Source organism: Empedobacter sp. UBA7620, from assembly GCF_002484185.1.
Taxonomy (GTDB): Bacteria; Bacteroidota; Bacteroidia; order Flavobacteriales; family Weeksellaceae; genus Empedobacter; species Empedobacter falsenii_C.
The window spans coordinates 962-2,470 of record NZ_DLJI01000011.1; the positions used below are offsets into that span (position 1 = coordinate 962).

Sequence of the window (1,509 nt, forward strand, 5' to 3'; positions counted from 1 at the left end):
ATTATTGGAAACTCGTTTATTGAATTTCGATAATATTATCATGACTTCTGTGAATGATGAAATTTTACCTTTGGGACGACAAAACAATACATTTATTCCGTACGATATTCGTAAACAAATGAAATTGAATACTTTTACAGAAAATGATTCTATTTATGCTTATCACTTTTATCGTTTGATTCAGCGTGCGAAAAATGCTTATTTCGTGTATGATACCGAAGCTGACGGAATGGGCTCTGGAGAAAAATCTCGCTTTTTAGCTCAAATCAAATTTGAAAGTAATCACGAAGTGAAAGAAACTTTTGCTGCACCAAGTTTTGTCACAAAACCTTTGAAAGAAATCATTGTTCCAAAAACTGATGAAACAATGGCAAAGCTTCAAAATTGGGCTGAATATGGAATTTCACCTTCTTCACTTTCGACCTATTTACGCAATCCGTTAGATTTTTATGAGCAACGTGTTTTTAATGTAAATGAAGTCGAAGAAGCCGAAGAAATTGTAAGCGCAAGAACATTAGGAANNTATTGTTCATGGTGCTTTGGAGGATTTGTATACGCCTTATATTGGACATATTTTGCATGAAAATGATTTCAAAAATATCGAAAAAATAAAAGATAAAACCTTACAAGAACATTTTAGCAAAGAATATAAAGATGGACATTTGGATAAAGGTCCAAATTATTTGATTTATAAAATTGCAGAACGAATTGTAGATGGCGTTTTGTCTAAAGATACGACTACAGCAAAGGAAAATGAATTTGTAATTCGAGCTTTGGAAAGCAAGCACGAAGTTGATTTTGCACTTACAAATGGCAAAATTGTAAAACTGAAAGGGGTAATTGACCGAATTGATTCTGTCAATAATCAAATCCGAATTATTGATTACAAAACTGGTTATGCGAAAGATATTTCGGTGAAAACCGAAGAAATAGAAACCGTTTACCAAAAAGAAGATAAAGCGAAACAATTACAATTAATTTTCTACGCACATTTATTTTATGCAGACAAAGAAAACTTAACTAAAGACATTGAATTGTGTATTTATCCAATCAAATTTCCAAATAAAGAATTAATTAAACTTTCGGTTGATAAAAACACCACCATCGATTATTCGATTGTCGAAAATTCTACAGCACCGATGTCAACATTAATCGAAGAGATTTTAAATCAAGAAATTCCGTTCAAACAACCAGAATAGTACTCAATACACTATAAAGAAAACCCTTTGTAAACACTACATACAAAGGGTTTTATATTTAATTTGGTGTATAAATCAATTTATATTCTTAATAATTTGCTAAAAAATAGTAGTTTTGGAAAAGTTTAAAATCGCATAATGAAAAACAATAAACTTTTTATAGCTATTATTATTGCCCTTCTTATCGGGGTTGCGCTTGGAGGATATGTACATTATAATACCTCGCCAGAATTTATTAAAACATTTTCGACTAACATAAAACTTCTTGGTACTGTTTTTATTCGTCTTATTCAGATGATTATTGCGCCTT

General features: G+C 30.7%; 2 protein-coding genes. Both read left to right on the forward strand.

Annotated features, from left to right (window positions below; genetic code table 11):
* Positions 1-548 precede the first annotated feature (548 nt).
* Complete coding sequence (locus tag B2217_RS01910; RefSeq protein ID WP_291122036.1) at positions 549-1,199, forward strand: PD-(D/E)XK nuclease family protein; 651 nt, start codon at positions 549-551, stop codon at positions 1,197-1,199.
* Positions 1,200-1,337: 138 nt separating this feature from the next.
* Positions 1,338-1,509 (forward strand): cation:dicarboxylate symporter family transporter (locus B2217_RS01915; protein ID WP_291122038.1); only part of this gene is annotated, 172 nt, incomplete at its 3' end.